Source organism: Flavobacterium sp. AC267, assembly GCF_979258715.1.
Genome location: NZ_OZ409875.1, coordinates 3,534,569 through 3,550,537 on the forward strand (window position 1 = coordinate 3,534,569; position 15,969 = coordinate 3,550,537).

Annotated in this window: 8 protein-coding genes and 6 pseudogenes; 11 read left to right on the forward strand and 3 right to left on the reverse strand. The window is 33.6% G+C overall.

Going from position 1 to position 15,969, the window contains the following annotated elements; genetic code table 11:
- Window positions 1–24 precede the first annotated feature (24 nt).
- From hisD to hisIE, 7 genes and pseudogenes are all read left to right on the forward strand, one after another.
- Window positions 25–1,309 (forward strand): annotated as a pseudogene (gene hisD / locus ACZZ95_RS18660) (histidinol dehydrogenase).
- 109 nt (window positions 1,310–1,418) lie between these two features.
- Window positions 1,419–2,467, forward strand: a pseudogene (gene hisC, locus ACZZ95_RS18665) (histidinol-phosphate transaminase).
- Window positions 2,468–2,758: 291 nt separating this feature from the next.
- The gene (gene hisB, locus ACZZ95_RS18670) at window positions 2,759–3,895 is read left to right on the forward strand and encodes a bifunctional histidinol-phosphatase/imidazoleglycerol-phosphate dehydratase HisB (protein ID WP_463470183.1); all 1,137 of its coding nucleotides are present in this window, start codon (window positions 2,759–2,761) and stop codon (window positions 3,893–3,895) included.
- A 102-nt stretch (window positions 3,896–3,997) separates the two neighbouring features.
- A pseudogene (gene hisH, locus ACZZ95_RS18675) lies at window positions 3,998–4,592 on the forward strand (imidazole glycerol phosphate synthase subunit HisH).
- A 93-nt stretch (window positions 4,593–4,685) separates the two neighbouring features.
- The gene (gene hisA, locus ACZZ95_RS18680) at window positions 4,686–5,414 is read left to right on the forward strand and encodes a 1-(5-phosphoribosyl)-5-[(5-phosphoribosylamino)methylideneamino]imidazole-4-carboxamide isomerase (RefSeq protein WP_463470184.1); all 729 of its coding nucleotides are present in this window, start codon (window positions 4,686–4,688) and stop codon (window positions 5,412–5,414) included.
- Between the two features lie 81 nt (window positions 5,415–5,495).
- Window positions 5,496–6,252: pseudogene (gene hisF, locus ACZZ95_RS18685) on the forward strand (imidazole glycerol phosphate synthase subunit HisF).
- Between the two features lie 133 nt (window positions 6,253–6,385).
- On the forward strand, window positions 6,386–6,982 hold the full coding sequence (gene hisIE, locus ACZZ95_RS18690; RefSeq protein ID WP_463470185.1) for a bifunctional phosphoribosyl-AMP cyclohydrolase/phosphoribosyl-ATP diphosphatase HisIE: 597 nt from the start codon (window positions 6,386–6,388) through the stop codon (window positions 6,980–6,982).
- Between the two features lie 82 nt (window positions 6,983–7,064).
- Here hisIE and ACZZ95_RS18695 read toward each other — a convergent pair whose 3' ends face one another.
- Window positions 7,065–7,331 (reverse strand): DOMON domain-containing protein, encoded by a 267-nt coding sequence (locus ACZZ95_RS18695; RefSeq protein WP_463470186.1) that lies wholly within the window; start codon window positions 7,329–7,331, stop codon window positions 7,065–7,067.
- Window positions 7,321–7,764 (reverse strand): carbohydrate-binding family 9-like protein, encoded by a 444-nt coding sequence (locus ACZZ95_RS18700; protein WP_463470187.1) that lies wholly within the window; start codon window positions 7,762–7,764, stop codon window positions 7,321–7,323. The genes ACZZ95_RS18695 and ACZZ95_RS18700 overlap by 11 nt, the downstream gene beginning before the upstream one ends.
- A gap of 175 nt (window positions 7,765–7,939) precedes the next feature.
- Between ACZZ95_RS18700 and ACZZ95_RS18705 the strand changes: the two genes are divergently transcribed.
- Window positions 7,940–9,595 carry a M1 family metallopeptidase gene (locus tag ACZZ95_RS18705; protein ID WP_463470188.1) on the forward strand — a complete coding sequence of 552 codons (1,656 nt, stop codon included), beginning with the start codon at window positions 7,940–7,942 and terminating at the stop codon, window positions 9,593–9,595.
- Window positions 9,596–9,882: 287 nt separating this feature from the next.
- Here the strand turns inward: ACZZ95_RS18705 and ACZZ95_RS18710 are convergent.
- Window positions 9,883–11,428: pseudogene (locus tag ACZZ95_RS18710) on the reverse strand (hypothetical protein).
- A 155-nt stretch (window positions 11,429–11,583) separates the two neighbouring features.
- Here ACZZ95_RS18710 and ACZZ95_RS18715 point away from each other — a divergent pair.
- From ACZZ95_RS18715 to ilvD, 3 genes and pseudogenes are all read left to right on the forward strand, one after another.
- A pseudogene (locus tag ACZZ95_RS18715) lies at window positions 11,584–12,760 on the forward strand (2-isopropylmalate synthase).
- Window positions 12,761–12,841: 81 nt separating this feature from the next.
- Complete coding sequence (gene leuB, locus ACZZ95_RS18720; RefSeq protein ID WP_463470189.1) at window positions 12,842–13,960, forward strand: 3-isopropylmalate dehydrogenase; 1,119 nt, start codon at window positions 12,842–12,844, stop codon at window positions 13,958–13,960.
- Between the two features lie 269 nt (window positions 13,961–14,229).
- Window positions 14,230–15,903: a dihydroxy-acid dehydratase gene (gene ilvD, locus ACZZ95_RS18725; RefSeq protein ID WP_463470190.1), complete on the forward strand. Its 1,674-nt coding sequence runs from the start codon at window positions 14,230–14,232 to the stop codon at window positions 15,901–15,903.
- The last annotated feature ends 66 nt before the right edge of the window (window positions 15,904–15,969 follow it).

Here is a 15,969-nt window from a genome sequence, read left to right on the forward strand (position 1 = left end):
TAAAGCATAAAGCAAGAAAAAAAAATGAATAAAATAAACAATCCAAAACCAGAGAGCTGGTCAGATATATTAAAGAGACCAACTCAAACTATTGATGATATTGAGGTTACGGTAAAAGAAATTTTTAAAGAAGTACAGAAAAAAGGCGATGAAGCTGTTGCAAAATACACTTCAATTTTTGACGGCATTTCTCTGGATAATTATGAAGTTTCGAAAGAAGAAATTAATGAAGCAGTTAATTTGATTCCCAGTGAGTTAAAAGAAGCTATAGAATTAGCAAAAAATAACATTTATAAATTTCACAAAGCGCAGAAAACAACTCGTGTTGAGCTTGAAACAATCGAAGGTGTAAGTCGCTGGCAGGAAAAAAAGACCGATTCAAAAAATTGGTTTGTATATTCCAGGCGGAACAGCGCCTCTGTTTTCAACGGTTTTAATGCTGGCTGTTCCTGCTGAAATTGCTGGGTGTAAAGAAATCGTATTGTGTTCGCCTCCAGATAAAACAGGAAAAATAAATCCAGCGATTCTATATGCGGCAAATTTATGCGGAGTAACAAAAATTTTAAAAGTTGGCGGTATTCAAGCAATTGCAGGAATGACATTCGGAACACAATCTATTCCAAAAGTGTATAAGATTTTTGGACCAGGAAATCAGTTTGTGACGGTAGCAAAACAATTGGCAACACAATTTGGAGTTGCGATTGATATGCCTGCTGGTCCATCAGAATTACTAATTGTTGCCGATGATACTGCAGTTCCTGCTTTTGTAGCATCAGATTTATTGTCGCAGGCAGAACACGGAACGGATAGTCAGGTTATTTTAGTTTCGACTTCAAAAAAACTTATTGATGAAGTAGAAAAGGAAATTCAGTCTCAAATAGAAGTTCTTCCAAGAAAAGCAATTGCAGAAAAAGCAATTGAAAATTCAAAATTAATTTATGTTGAAAATGATCAAATCGCTTTAGATTTAATCAATGAATATGGGCCGGAACACTTTATAATCTGTTCTGAATATGACGATTTTTATTGTAACGGAATCGTAAACGCAGGCTCTGTTTTTATTGGAAATTATACGCCGGAAAGTGCTGGAGATTATGCTTCTGGAACAAATCATACACTTCCAACAAACGGATACGCAAAGAATTACAGCGGTGTAAATCTAGATAGTTTTATGAAATCTATGACGTTTCAAAAAATAACTGAAAGCGGTATCCAAAACATTGGTAAAGCGATTGAGCTTATGGCAGACGCGGAAGGTTTACAGGCGCATAAAAATGCTGTTACGTTAAGATTGAAGAGTTTAGAATAAAGAGAATAGAAGTAAGATTCAAGAAGTAAAACAATATAAGAATGAGCAGATTTAAGATTTTTATAAAGTCTTTTATCTTGATTCTTGCCTCTTAAAAAAAAATAAAAAAATGAGCACTTTTGATATAAATACAATAACACGTGAAAACGTAAAATCTTTAAAACCATATTCTTCTGCAAGAGATGAATTTGAAGATTTTGATACTGCTGAAATGATTTTTTTGGATGCTAATGAAAATCCGTACCAAAATGGTGTTAATCGTTATCCAGATCCGCGACAGAATTCGGTTAAAGCAATTTTAGCCAAAAATAACAATACAAAGCAGAGTCAGATTTTGTTAGGAAACGGAAGCGACGAAGTTTTAGATTTGATCTTCAGGGCTTTCTGCGAACCAAAAACAGATAATGTTATCACATTGCCGCCAACATACGGAATGTACAGTGTTTTGGCAAATATCAATGCGGTAGAAAATAGAGAAATCCTGCTTACAAATGACTTTCAGCCTCAAGTAGAAAAGATTTTGGAAGCTGTGGATGAAAATACGAAGATCATCTTTTTGTGTTCGCCAAACAACCCGACTGGGAATTCTTTTCAGACGAAAGCATTGTGAAATTACTTCAAAACTTTAAAGGTTTAATTGTAATTGATGAAGCGTACATTGACTTTTCAGAAAAAGAAAGCTGGCTTACAGAAATCGATGAATATCCGAATTTGGTTATTACTCAGACACTTTCAAAAGCTTACGGTTTAGCAGGAATTCGTTTGGGAATTTGTTATGCATCGGAAGTTGTCATTTCGGTTCTAAACAAGATAAAACCTCCTTACAATGTAAACGAATTGACACAACAAAGAGCAATTGAACGTTTAAAGGATTCTGATAAAATAAAACAAGAAATAACTTCTATAATAAAGCAAAGGGAAGAATTACTTAAAGTTTTGCTTGAAGTTAATTTTGTGGAAAAAATTTATCCAACAGAAGCTAATTTTGTCTTGGTAAAAGTAGATGATGCTAATAAAAGATACGATCAATTAATCGAGAAAGGAATTGTAATTCGTAACCGAACTACACAGCCTTTATGCGAAAACTGTCTTCGTTTTACAATTGGAACCGAAGAAGAAAACGCTGTTTTGATTAAAGAATTGAAATTGTTGAGATAGAAAAAATAGAGTAAAGAATATAGAGTAAAGAATATAGAGTAAAGAATATAGAGTAAAGAATATAGAGTAAAGAATATAGAGTAAAGAATATAGAGTAAAGAATATAGAGTAAAGAATATAGAGTAAAGAATATAGAGTAAAGAATATAGAGTAAAGAATATAGAGTAAAGAATATAGAGTAAAGAATATAGAGTAAAGAATATAGAGTAAGAAAAAAAAGGTAAGAACTTTAAAATAGAATGAAAAATCTATTCTCTTTACTCTATCTTCTATATTCTCAAAAAATAAAACATGAAAAAAGTACTTTTTATCGATCGTGACGGAACGATTGTTTTAGAACCAGAAAATTTACAATTAGACAGCTTAGATAAATTAGAATTTTATCCAAAAGCCTTTCAATATTTGGCTAAAATTGCCAGTGAATTAGATTACGAATTGGCAATGGTAACCAATCAGGACGGATTAGGGACTGATAGTTTTCCTGAAGATACGTTTTGGCCAACGCAGAATTTCATTTTAAGAGCTTTTGAAAATGAAGGGGTTTTGTTTGATGAGATTTTTGTAGACCGATCTTTTCCAGAAGATAATGCGCCGACACGCAAGCCTAGAACGGGAATGCTGACTAAATATTTAAACAATCCTGAATATGATTTAGAAAATTCGTTTGTTTTGGGCGATCGTTTAACAGATGTTGAATTGGCTAAAAATCTTGGCGCAAAAGCCATTTTTATGAATGATAAAGATGGGGCAGGAAGTAATGAGATTTCATCAAAACGTGAGGAATTGGACGAAACTATTGTTTTGCAATCGATGGATTGGAAGACGATTTATGAATTTTTAAAATTAGAGGCGCGTTCAGCATCAATTACCCGTAAAACAAACGAAACGGATATTTATATCAATCTAAATCTGGATGGAACTGGAAAGAGTAAAATCGATACTGGAATTGCGTTTTTCGACCATATGTTAGACCAAATTTCACGTCACGGTCAAATGGATTTGGAGATTTTGGTAAAAGGTGATTTAGAAGTAGACGAGCACCACACCATCGAAGATACTGCAATTGCATTAGGCGAAGTATTCGCAAAAGCATTGGGGAATAAACTAGGAATTGAGCGTTACGGATTCTGTCTTCCAATGGATGATTGCCTAGCGCAGGTCGCAATTGATTTTGGAGGAAGAAACTGGCTGATTTGGGAAACTGAGTTTAAACGTGAAATGGTAGGTAAAATGCCGACTGAAATGTTTTATCACTTCTTTAAATCGTTTACAGACGGTGCAAAAGCGAACTTAAACATTAAAGCAGAAGGAATTAACGAACACCACAAAATCGAAGCAATTTTTAAAGCTTTCGCGAAAGCAATAAAAGTAGCTGTGAAAAGAGATACAGAAAAAATGATTTTGCCTTCGACGAAAGGAATGCTTTAATTAAGTCAAAAGTGGAAAGTCTTAAAGTCAAAAGATTCCAAAATTATGGATATCAAAAAGCAACTTTAAGACTTTAGACTTTGGACTTTTAGACTTAAATAAATGAAAATAGTAATCATAAATTACGGAGCAGGAAATATTCAGAGCATTATGTTTGCTATTGAAAGATTGGGATTTAAAGCCGTTTTGAGTAATAATCCTGAGGAAATTCAGTCGGCAGATAAAGTGATTTTTCCTGGCGTGGGCGAGGCGAGTTCGGCAATGGCTAAACTTCGTGAAAGTGGTTTGGATAGTTTGATTCCGAATTTGAAACAGCCCGTTTTAGGAATTTGTCTCGGAATGCAGTTAATGTGTAATTCGTCTGAGGAAGGAAATACCAAGGGTTTAGGTATTTTTGATGTAGATGTTGTCAAATTTTCAAATCAGGTAAAAGTGCTCGCAAATGGGATGGAATCAGATTTATGATTTGAAATCAGATTTATTTAAAGACATTCCAGAAAATGAATTTATGTATTTGGTACACAGTTTTTACGCGCTAAATTGCGATGAAGCCATTGCCACAACGAATTATGAACTGGAATATGCATCGGCTTTGCAAAAAGATAATTTTTATGGAACTCAGTTTCATCCAGAGAAAAGCGGCGCTGTTGGAGAGAAAATACTTGGAAATTTCCTTAAATTAAATTCCAAAGTTTAAAATTCCAAATTCCAATCGAAAAAAAACAATATCAAAAATCAATTTCAATTTTTAGAATCTAAACTCTAAATCAGAAATCTAAAATATCAAAAAATGAGAATAATACCAGCCATAGATATCATTGACGGAAAATGTGTTCGTTTGTCAAAAGGCGATTATGATACCAAAATAATTTACAATGAAAATCCGCTTGAAGTGGCGAAATCATTTGAAGCACACGGAATCGAATATCTGCATTTAGTAGATCTTGACGGTGCAAAATCGAGTAAAATTGTTAATTATAAGATTTTGGAACAAATTGCCACGCAAACTGGTTTAAAGATCGATTTTGGCGGCGGATTAAAATCTGATGATGATTTGAGAATCGCTTTTGAAAGCGGTGCAAATCAAATAACTGGAGGTAGTATTGCGGTTAAAAACAGAGCAATTTTCGAAAAATGGATTTCAGAATACGGTTCTGATAAAATCATTTTAGGTGCCGATGCAAAAGACGAGAAAATAGCAGTTTCAGGATGGTTGGAAGATTCGAATGAAGATTTAGTACCGTTTATTCAGGATTATCAATCAAAAGGAATTCAGTACGTTATCTGTACTGATATTGCAAAAGACGGAATGCTTGAAGGACCAAGTTTTGATTTGTATGGAAAAATTTTAGAAGAAGCAAAAGGAGTGAAATTAATCGCTTCGGGTGGAATTTCTACTTTCGACGAACTTCCAAAATTAGCTGAATTGGGTTGTGAAGGAACCATCATTGGAAAAGCAATTTACGAGGGAAGAATTTCGCTTAAACAATTAGAGAATTATATTATTGGTAAAATGTAAAAAGTGAATTGTAGAATGAATGTTATACGCTGTGGAGAACAACATTTTACACCTTACATCTAACAATTAACAAAAAGAAAAATGTTAGCAAAAAGAATAATACCTTGCTTAGATATAAAAAACGGAAGAACTGTAAAAGGCGTTAATTTCGTTGACTTGCGTGATGCGGGAGATCCTGTCGAGCTGGCGGAGATTTACTCTGCTGAAGGTGCAGATGAATTGGTTTTTCTGGATATTTCGGCTACAGAAGAACGTCGGAAGACTTTGGTAAATATGGTACGAAGTGTAGCGGAGAAAATTAATATTCCGTTTACGGTTGGCGACGGTATTTCTTCTGTAGAAGATGTTGAAATTCTGCTGAATAACGGTGCAGATAAAGTTTCAATCAATTCATCGGCAGTAAAAAATCCGCAATTGATTAACGATTTAGCTCAGAAATTTGGAAGCCAATGCGTTGTCGTTGCCATCGACGCCAAACAAATTGACGGACAATGGATCGTACATTTAGTTGGCGGAAAAGTACCAACCGAATTAAATTTGTTCGACTGGGCGGTAGAAGTTGCAGAACGCGGCGCCGGAGAAATTCTCTTCACATCAATGGACAATGATGGAACGAAAAATGGTTTTGCAAATGAGGCTCTGGCAAAATTGTCAACTTTAATTAATATTCCGATTATTGCATCTGGCGGTGCTGGAAATATACAGCATTTTGTAGATTCGTTTAAAGAGGGAAAAGCAGATGCTCGCTTTGGTCACGAGCGTTTTTCATTTTAAAGAAATCGAAATTAAAGCTTTGAAAGAGGAGCTTAGGAAGAATGATATTGAAGTAAGGATTTAGAAATTACAAATTTTTTTAAATTCCAAATTCCAATTGCAATATCAATTTTTAAATTACAAAAATTAAAATAATCATAGAGCCAAGAAATCTAAAATCTTCCCGATAGCTATCGGGACTAAAATCTAAAAATACAATGAACGTAGATATAAAAAGCGCACACGGATTGATTCCAGCAATAATTCAGGATTCAGAGACAAAAAATGTTCTGATGCTGGGGTATATGAATGAAGAATCATTGCAGAAAACAATAGAAACGAAGAAAGTAACATTTTTCAGCCGATCCAAACAAAGACTTTGGACAAAAGGCGAGGAGAGTGGAAATTTTTTAGAGCTTGTAGATATTAAAAATGACTGTGACGGCGATACACTTTTAATTCAGGCAAAACCTGTCGGTCCAACTTGTCACACAGGCGCAGATACTTGCTGGCAGGAACCGAATACTGCGAACTACGGTTTTATTTCTCAATTAGAAAACACAATCAAAACACGCAGGGAAAATGCTGATTCTGATAAGAGTTATGTTGCCTCTTTATTCGAAAAGGGAATCAATAAAATTGCTCAAAAAGTTGGTGAAGAAGCTGTAGAAGTGGTTATTGAAGCAAAAGATGATAATGATGATTTGTTTCTTAGCGAAAGCGCTGATTTACTTTTTCACTATTTAATTTTATTGCAAGCAAAAGGATTTCAGTTGAATGATGTGGTGGAAGTTTTGAAGAAACGTCAGAAGTAAAGTTTTGTTTCAGGTGTCAGGCTTCAGGTTTCGAGTTACGCGCGATAACCTAAAACCTGAAACCTGAAACAAATAAATCAAATCACTCCACAAACTCAAAAACAGCAAATTCCTGTGGCTGATGAAAGCCAAATTTTAAACTCTTATACGGTTGTAATGCAAGGTATTCAATCGTGTTACCGTAATCAATTCTAAAAGTATTTGCTTTCCATTTTGTACCTTTTATTGGTTTTGAAAAATTACCGTTTTTAATTTTTTCAAGACTAGAAAACGGAATTTTAATTTCTATAGTATAGCCTTCTGGATTAATTTTGCTGACAGATTCCATTCCTTTAATATCAAATTGCATTGAGGTCTTCCATCCATGCGCATTCAGGAGAAATACATTTTAAAAGTAGGTCATAGTTAGTTGAAAATGCATTGACTCCAATCTCAATATAATTTTGACCGTCTCCATCAGGATCAATAAAAATTTCTACCAAATCATCGGTATAAAAAATCTGGGAATCTTTCTTTTGCGCTTTTCCAATAATTTTAGAATCGGTGCATTTGTAAGCGATATATAAGTTTTCATCATTCCACGAAAGTGAAACAAAAGTATTTTGAGTCGCTTTTTCACCAGAATTATGAATTACAAACGGACCTAGAAAAGTATTTTTCCAGTCTGACAAATCACCGTCTACAGTTATTTCTTCATTAACCTTATAGACTGGAATAGTCTGCGAATAAATTCGGTTAACAGAGACCACGATGATTGAAAAAAGGAATAAATAAAATTTCATAAGAGTGACGGTAATTTTATTATGCTAAAATAGAGAAGAATAATGATTTTTGATGTAGCATCACTCGAATAGAAATCATAAAATTTTAAAAAACTTAATTCGAATGTTTACATTTGCTGTAGATTAATTCCCGAAGTTTCGGGATATATACTTATTTATTTTATATTTCTAACTAATGAAAAAATACTTTGGAAGCATTTTAACTGCTTTTTTAATTGGTTTCAGCGCTAATGCTCAAGGACTTTTAAATAAGTCAGAAACGGTTTTTACACATCAAGATACTTTACGCTGCAGCATTACAAAGGAAAGAGCTTGGTGGGATTTAAAATACTATCATTTGAATGTAAAGGTAAATCCTTCTGAAAAATCAATTTCAGGTTCTAACACTGTTCGTTACACAGTTTTAACCGAAAACAACAGGATGCAGATTGATCTGCAGGAACCAATGAATATTACAAAGGTGACTCAGAATGGAAAAGATTTAAAGTTTGAAAGAGACGGGAATGCTTTCTTCATTACTTTAACGGAGAAACAGAAAGTTGGAGATACAAAAGAAATTGTAATCTCCTATAGTGGAAAACCAAAAGAAGCGGTTAGAGCACCATGGGATGGAGGATTTTCTTGGAAAAAAGATAAAAATGGAAAAGATTTTATCGCTACATCTTGTCAGGGTTTAGGTGCAAGTGTTTGGTGGCCATGTAAAGACCATATGTATGATGAAGTTGAAAACATGTTAATTAGTGTAAATGTACCTGGAGATTTAACGGAAGTTTCTAATGGAAGACTGCAAAGTGTTAAAAAAGAAAAAGACGGAACAAAAACATTTAACTGGTACGTTTCAAACCCGATAAACAATTACGGAGTAAATATTAATATTGGTGATTACGTAAATTTTTCTGAAGTATTCAAGGGAGAAAAAGGTGATTTAGACTGTAATTATTATGTTTTAAAAGATAATTTGGCTTTAGCAAAAGAACATTTTAAAGATGCTCCAAAGATGCTTAAAGCTTTTGAAAGCTGGTTTGGACCTTATCCGTTTTATGAAGATAGTTATAAATTGGTAGAAGTTCCTTATTTAGGAATGGAACACCAAAGTTCTGTAACTTATGGAAATCAATACAAACAAGGTTACTTAGGGCGCGATTTAAGCGGAACGGGCTGGGGATTAAAATTCGACTTTATTATTATTCATGAATCGGGTCACGAATGGTTTGCTAATAATATTACCTACAAAGATATCGCTGACATGTGGATCCATGAAAGTTTTACTAATTATTCAGAAAGTCTTTTTGTTGAGTATTACTATGGAAAAGAAGCTGGGGCTGAATATGTAATTGGTCGCAGAAAAAACATTCAGAATGATACGCCTATTATTGGTCATTATGATGTAAATAATGAAGGTTCTGGTGATATGTATCCGAAAGGGGCGAACATGCCGCATACCATCCGCCAGATTATTAATGATGATGCTAAATGGAAATCGATTTTAAGAGGTTTAAATAAAACTTTTTACCACCAAACGGTGACTTCAAAACAAATTGAAGATTATATAAATGACCAGTCTGGAATTAATTTCAACAGAGTTTATGCGCAATATTTAACTACGACTCAAATTCCAGTTTTTGAATATCTGTTTAAAAATGGAACGCTGGGTTACCACTGGACAAATTGTGTTTCCAAGTTTGATATGCCTGTTAAGGTTAAAATTAACGGAGTAGAAACTTTGCTAAAACCAACAACAGAATGGCAGTCGGTAAAAACAACAAACGAAGATAGAAAGCTTGAAGTAGATAAAAATTTCTATGTAACGACTTCTAATATTGTGGAATAAATTTTAAAAATTCCAATACAAAAATCCCAAATTCCAAAATTGGAATTTATTAATACTAAACCCGACAGGTTTTTAAAACCTGTCGGGTTTGTTTTTGCGTAAAATTTGCCATCCTGAGGAACGAAGGATCACACTAGAAACTATCGAATAGTAATTTTCCAATCTTTGTTGATTTACGAGTGTGATCCTTCGTTCCTCAGGATGACAAAAAAAGCGCTAAAAAAGTAAGTTTTTTTAGCGCTTTTGTTATTGGAATTTAGAATTTAGAGAATTGGAATTTAAAAAACTTATCGATTATTCAACTTCGCTTTTTCCCTAATAATAGCGAGCAATTTTTCGGTTTTCAATTTTACTTTCCAGCCAGGAAATAATATCTAGATACAAGAACGCTCTTTTTTCGTAAGTGTTCTTTTCCAACTCTACAAAACGAGCGTGCATTTTTTTGAATTCTTTCTTAATATCAGCAGGGTAAAAGTTGTTTAAATTTCTAAGGAATTTGATGATTTCTTTTTGAACTTCATGTAAATCATTCATTTTCAATAAAAACTTATAAGTGCTTTTAAGATGATTTTCTAAATAATAATCTTTCCCAAGTTCATAATGTGCAATTAGAGATAAAAGTCTCGCAAAGCACATCAAATCTTCGCGCATCGTTAAGTTCTTGTTATTTATGATTTTATCTAAATAATTAATGCATTCGTTGTATTTTTCAACTCCAAAGTAAATAGAAGCAATCTTATAGAAAAACAACATTTCGTGGTGTTCATCAAGATGCTCACTGTGGACTTTAAGTTTAGTGAGAATCTCTGGAATTAGATATTCACTTTCGGCAAAAGTTCCTTCTAAAATATGCAGATTTAATTTATTATTATATACATATAAAAATGAAAGTGAGGCAATATTATCATTTGCGGGGAATTTTGGATCTGTGATAGTTTCTTCCAAAAGATTCAAGTATTTCTTGAAATTAGATTTATACTTTAACATATAAAGCGATTCTAAGAAATAATGATTTCCTTTTAAGAAAAACACCGGATTCAAATAAATCATACTAGGATTATCGTAGAAAAGCTGTACCCATTTATAGGCATATTTATAACTAGCCAAGAAATCCTGAACTAGAAAACTTCTCCATAAATTAGCATTGTAAAACCAATATTTCTCACGGAATCCGAATTTACTTTCATCCAACTTTGCAATATGTCTATGAAAATAATCGTCAATATATTTGTATTCCGTATCACTTTTTACGTAACCCGTTTTAAGCATTATTCCGTATAACTGCGGCGATAAATTGGATAATTTACTCGAAATAGTATTACGATAATTCAATTCTTTAGCCTGAACAACCAGTTCGTCAGCGCGACCTTGAATACTTCGGGTAATGTATTGTGATTCGATTAGTTTTTCAAACTCAACAATTTCATAGGCCATATATTTTTCATCATTCTCAAGTGCCTGCTGTTTTGTTTTATCTAAAATTTTCAAACTCTGTTTATACAATCCTTTATTATAAAGAATAACAGCAAAATCCATTTGTTCACGAAGCTGATAACGAATATTCTGGCTCGGAATATTCAATCGGATACTTACTAGGATTTGTTTGTACAAGTATGATTTTAAATTAGATAGCTGTACCTTCTGAATAATACCGCTTTTCAGAATCAGCTTTTCATCGTAAACCTCAGATTTATCAAGAATGTTGAATAACTCGATAAATTTTGTGTTTGAACTCGTCTCTAATCGGCTTGCAAAAATTTTAAACTGCCTTTTTTCTGATTTCGAAAGTGATTTGATTAAAACAAATAAGAAATCTTTTTGATGGTTAGCCATTGTAAAAAATAATAATGTAACTTATTGATATTAAAGTAATTAATAAGGTATAAATCGTTTTATGAACAGTATAATTTCATTAAAATGAATTTGGTACTGCGGTAGTACAATATATATTTGTTATCAAGATGTGAAATTACATTAAATAAATGAATATGAATAGAGAGAAAGTTCAAATTTTTGACACCACTTTGCGAGATGGTGAACAAGTTCCAGGATGTAAGTTAGATACTAAGCAAAAATTAGTTATCGCAGAACGACTTGACAAAATGGGAGTTGACATTATCGAAGCAGGCTTTCCTGTATCAAGTCCAGGCGATTTTTTATCCGTCTCTGAGATTTGTAAAATTGTAGAAAATGCAACGGTCTGCGGACTAACAAGAGCCGTAAAAAATGACATTGATGTTGCTCGCAATTGCTTTAAAGCACGCTAAGAGACCTAGAATCCATACTGGAATCGGAACTTCAGAATCTCATATCCTCCACAAATTAAATACTACTCCAGAAGATATTATTGCAAGAGCAAAATACGCTGTGGCACATGCAAAGTCTTATGTAGAAGATGTTGAATTCTACGCAGAAGATGCAGGTAGAACAGATAATGCTTTCTTGGCAAAGGTTTGTGAAGAAGTGATTAAATCTGGAGCAACAGTATTGAATATTCCTGATACTACTGGATATTGTCTTCCAGAAGAATACGGAGCAAAAATTAAGTATTTAAAAGAAAACGTAAAAGGAATCGAAAACGTAATCCTTTCATGTCACTGTCATAATGATTTAGGAATGGCAACTGCAAATTCAATTTCAGGTGCTATAAATGGAGCAAGACAAATAGAATGTACAATTAATGGTATTGGAGAAAGAGCTGGAAATACAGCACTTGAAGAAGTGGTAATGATTTTTAAACAACATCCTTACCTAAATTTAGATACAAACATTAATACAAGAGAATTGAACGAAATGAGTCGTTTGGTCTCTGAAAGTATGGGAATGATTGTACAGCCAAATAAAGCGATTGTGGGAGCAAATGCTTTTGCCCATAGTTCTGGTATTCACCAAGATGGTGTTATCAAAAACAGAGCAACTTATGAGATCATGGATCCGCTTGAAGTTGGTGTAAACGAATCTTCAATTATTTTGACAGCAAGAAGCGGAAGGGCGACTTTGGCTTATAGAGCTAAAAAAGTGGGTTACGAGCTTACAAAAATACAGTTGGATATTGTATACATTGAGTTTTTGAAATTTGCTGATATCAAAAAAGAAGTAGTAGATGCTGATATTCATCAGATTATCGAAGCTTCTAAAATTGAAGGTGAATTAATTAGAAGCTAGTTAAGAAGAGAATAGAAAATAGAGCGAAGAAGAAAGAGAAAAAATAATATAAGGATTTAAATACATAAAGAACGAGACGTTATGAATTTGAAAATTGCAGTTTTGCCAGGAGATGGAATTGGACCTGAGGTTATTTTACAAGCAAAAAAAGCGTTGTACGCTATTGCTGAAGTTTACAATCATGAATTTGTTTTTGAAGATGCGCTCATGGGAGCAGTTGCAATTGATAAAACAGGAAATCCTTTGCCGGAACAAACGCTTAATTTGTGTTTAAATACAGATGCAGTTTTGCTTGGGGCTATTGGTGATCCAAAATATGATAACAACCCAAATGCAAAAGTTCGTCCAGAACAAGGATTGTTAAAGCTTCGTAAAGAATTGGGCTTGTTTGCAAATATCCGTCCAATAAAACCTTATAAAGCGTTAATTGATGCTTCTCCTTTAAAAAGAGAAATTATTGAAGGAGCAGATTTTACAATTTTCAGAGAATTAACAGGAGGTGCTTATTTTGGAGCTAAAACATTAAACGAAGAAGGAACGCACGCTTCTGATTTATGTGAATATACAGAAGAAGAAATCACTAGAATTGCACATTTAGCTTTTAAATCGGCACAAAAACGTCGTAAGAAGTTAACAATGGTAGACAAAGCTAATGTTTTGGAAACTTCAAGATTGTGGAGAAAAGTAGTTCAGAAAGTGAGCTCAGATTATCCAGACGTCGCTTTAGATTTCTTATTTGTTGACAATGCGGCAATGCAGTTAATCTTAAATCCAAAACAATTTGATGTGATTTTAACCGAGAACTTGTTTGGAGATATTTTATCTGATGAAGCTAGTGTAATTACAGGATCAATTGGTTTATTGCCATCAGTATCTTTAGGCGAAAAAAATGCTTTGTTTGAGCCAATTCACGGATCATATCCGCAGGCAAAAGGAAAAAATATTGCTAATCCGATTGCTTCGATTTTAGCAATTGCACTTTTGCTAGAGCATTTTGGATTAACTAAAGAAGCTAATGTAATCTATAAAGCCGTTGAAAAAGCAATTGAGTACAAAGTTGTAACAGTTGACTTAAAACCAGATTCAAAATTTGGAACAAATGAAGTAGGAGAGTTCGTTTCTAATTTTATTTTCAGTAAAGATGATTTACTGTATTTTAATAATGATAATGTAAGTATTGGGCAATCTACAATTGTTTAATATTTTTTGTTAAAAAGTGAAGATAATCACAAGAAGTATTTGAAATGTTGAGATTTTATTTTTTTAGTTCCATAAGTTTAGCTACTTTTGTGACACTAAAAAGTAAATGATGCAAATCTCAATTATTATTATTTCTGTCGTTGTTGTCAATGTGATTCACACATCTGCATCGGGAATGTTATAAATATAATTGAAAAACTATATTACAAACCTTCCAAATACTGGAAGGTTTTTTTTTGGAATAAAAATTAAAATAAAATAAAACAATAATGGAATTAAATAAGTACAGCAAGACCATCACTCAAGATCAAACACAGCCTGCGGCGCAAGCAATGTTGTACGGAATTGGTTTAACTGAAGAAGATTTAAAAAAAGCACAAGTTGGTATTGTGAGCATGGGTTACGATGGTAACACTTGTAATATGCACTTAAATGATTTAGCAAAAGATGTTAAAAAAGGTGTTTGGGATGTAGATCTTGTCGGACTTATTTTTAATACCATTGGTGTCAGTGACGGAATTTCTAATGGAACGGAAGGAATGCGTTTTTCATTGGTTTCTCGTGATGTAATTGCAGATTCTATTGAAACAGTTGTAGGTGGACAATGGTATGATGGTGTAATTGCAATTCCTGGCTGTGATAAAAATATGCCTGGAGCATTAATCGCAATGGGAAGATTAAACCGTCCATCGATGATGGTTTACGGAGGATCAATCCACTCTGGAAAATGGAAAGGAGAATCACTTAATATTGTTTCTGCTTTTGAAGCTTTAGGTAAAAAAGTAAAAAATGAAATTACACCAGAAGACTTTAAAGGTGTTATTCAAAATGCCTGTCCTGGTGCTGGTGCGTGTGGTGGTATGTATACTGCAAATACAATGTCTTCTGCAATTGAGGCATTAGGAATGAGTTTGCCATACAGTTCTTCAAACCCTGCTTTAAGTCAGGAAAAAAGAGATGAATGTCTTGCTGCAGGTGTTGCTATTAAAGTTTTATTAGAAAAAGATATTAAGCCAAGAGATATTATGACTCGCAAAGCTTTCGAAAATGCTATTACAATTGTAGCAGTTTTAGGAGGTTCTACAAATGCAGTTATGCACTTAATTGCAATGGCTCACGCTGTTGATATCAAAATTACTTTGGATGATTTCCAAGCAATTAATGACAAAACACCAGTTTTGGCTGACATGAAGCCAAGTGGTAAATATATGATGGAAGATATTCATGAAGTTGGAGGTATTCCTTCAGTAATGAAATATTTACTGAAAGAAGGATTAATTCATGGAGATTGTTTAACTGTAACTGGAAAAACGGTTGCAGAAAACTTAGCAAGTATTCCAGATTTACAAGACGGACAGCAAGTAATCCATGAAATTCAAAAAGCATTAAAACCTACAGGAAATATTCAGGTTTTATACGGAAATCTTGCTTCTGAAGGTGCTGTTGCAAAAATCAGTGGTAAAGAAGGAGAATATTTTGAAGGACCAGCTGTAGTTTTTGAAGGAGAATTTGAAGTAATCCCAGGTCTTCAGGCCGGAAAAATAAAACCAGGTAATGTAGTCGTCATCAGGTATTGCGGGCCAAAAGGTGGTCCAGGGATGCCTGAAATGCTGAAACCTACATCTGCGATTATTGGTGCTGGATTAGGAAGCGGCTGTGCTCTTATTACAGATGGAAGGTTCTCTGGAGGTTCGCATGGATTCGTGGTAGGACACGTAACACCAGAAGCTTATGATGGTGGTGGTATTGCTCTAGTAAAAGATGGCGATTTAATTGCGATCGATGCTGTAAAAAATACTATTGACCTGAAGATTTCCGACGAAGAATTTGCGGCTAGAAAAGCGGCTTGGGTACAACCGCCGTTAAAAGTGACAAAAGGAGTTTTACTTAAATATGCAAGATCGGTGTCAAGCGCTTCAACAAGTCGCGTTACCGATAACTAATTAAATAACAATATCAAAAATCAATAGCAATGACAATAACAACATCAAAAATCAAATAGCAAAAAA

Bases quoted from the DNA above. Each gene is read 5' to 3' on its own strand.
- hisB (WP_463470183.1), top strand. From the start codon at position 2,759: ATGAAAAAAGTACTTTTTATCGATCGTGACGGAACGATTGTTTTAGAA.
- hisA (WP_463470184.1), top strand. From the start codon at position 4,686: ATGAGAATAATACCAGCCATAGATATCATTGACGGAAAATGTGTTCGT.
- hisIE (WP_463470185.1), top strand. From the start codon at position 6,386: ATGAACGTAGATATAAAAAGCGCACACGGATTGATTCCAGCAATAATT.
- ACZZ95_RS18695 (WP_463470186.1), bottom strand. From the start codon at position 7,331: ATGCAATTTGATATTAAAGGAATGGAATCTGTCAGCAAAATTAATCCA.
- ACZZ95_RS18700 (WP_463470187.1), bottom strand. From the start codon at position 7,764: ATGAAATTTTATTTATTCCTTTTTTCAATCATCGTGGTCTCTGTTAAC.
- ACZZ95_RS18705 (WP_463470188.1), top strand. From the start codon at position 7,940: ATGAAAAAATACTTTGGAAGCATTTTAACTGCTTTTTTAATTGGTTTC.
- leuB (WP_463470189.1), top strand. From the start codon at position 12,842: ATGAATTTGAAAATTGCAGTTTTGCCAGGAGATGGAATTGGACCTGAG.
- ilvD (WP_463470190.1), top strand. From the start codon at position 14,230: ATGGAATTAAATAAGTACAGCAAGACCATCACTCAAGATCAAACACAG.